The organism is Streptomyces sp. NPDC002785 (genome assembly GCF_040295565.1).
GTDB lineage: Bacteria > Actinomycetota > Actinomycetes > Streptomycetales > Streptomycetaceae > Streptomyces.
Genome location: NZ_JBEOVN010000452.1, coordinates 1 through 1027, shown reverse-complemented (window position 1 = coordinate 1027; position 1027 = coordinate 1). Strand labels below are relative to the sequence as shown.

1 protein-coding gene is annotated in these 1027 nt (G+C 67.2%); it reads right to left on the bottom strand.

Features of this window, described 5'->3' with window-relative positions:
• A partial coding sequence (locus ABTZ94_RS37690) for a beta-ketoacyl reductase (RefSeq protein ID WP_351208000.1) occupies positions 1 to 1027 on the bottom strand: 1027 nt, incomplete at both ends.

The following is a 1027-nucleotide window of genomic DNA, read 5'->3' as shown; positions in this document are numbered from 1 at the left end:
CCCAGTCGATGTCCGCGACGGCCAGCACCGTGTCATCCAGGTCCAGAGCCTGCTGAAGAGCACCGATCGCCAACCCGGCATCCATCGGCGGCAGACCAGCCCGACGCATACGCTGATCCAACACCTCATCCGCAGCCATACCACCCTCAGCCCACGGACCCCACGCAATCGACGTCGCCGGCAACCCCTCAGCACGACGCCGCTCCGCCAACGCATCCAGGAAAGCGTTCGCAGCACCATAATTCGCCTGCCCCGCAGCACCCAACACACCCGACACAGAAGAGAACAACACAAACGCCGAAAGCCCCAACCCCCGCGTCAACTCATCCAGATGAACCGCAGCACCCGCCTTCGCACGCAGAACACCCGCAAAACGCTCAGGCCCAAGCCCATCCAGCACACCATCATCCAACACACCCGCCGCATGCACCACAGCCGTCAACGGAAACTCAGCCGGCAACCCAGCCAACAACCCGGCCAACGCCTCCCGATCAGCCACATCACACGCCACCACACTCACCCGAGCACCCGACGCCACCAACTCATCCCGCAACTCCCCCGCACCCGGAGCACCCAACCCACGACGACTCGTCAACACCACATGCTCAGCACCCAACCCCACCAACCAACGCGCCACCCACGCACCCAACGCACCCGTACCACCCGTCACCAACACAGACCCCGGACCCGGCCGCCAACCAGAACCGGCCACAACAGAAGCCGAAGCCCGCACAAGCCGCCGACCAAAGACCCCCGACGCACGAACCGCAACCTGATCCTCTCCCCCGGCCCCGGCCAGCACCCCCGCCAGCCGCACCAACACCCGGTCATCCACGACCTCGGGCAGATCAACCAGACCACCCCACCGCTCCGGATGCTCCAGCGCCGCAACCCGGCCCAGACCCCACACCTGCGCCTGCACGGGGTCCACCAGACCATCGGACCGGCCCACCGACACCGCGCCACGCGTGGCCAGCCACAGCGGGGCGTCGAAGCCCACGTCGCCCAGCGCCTGCACCAACGCGGC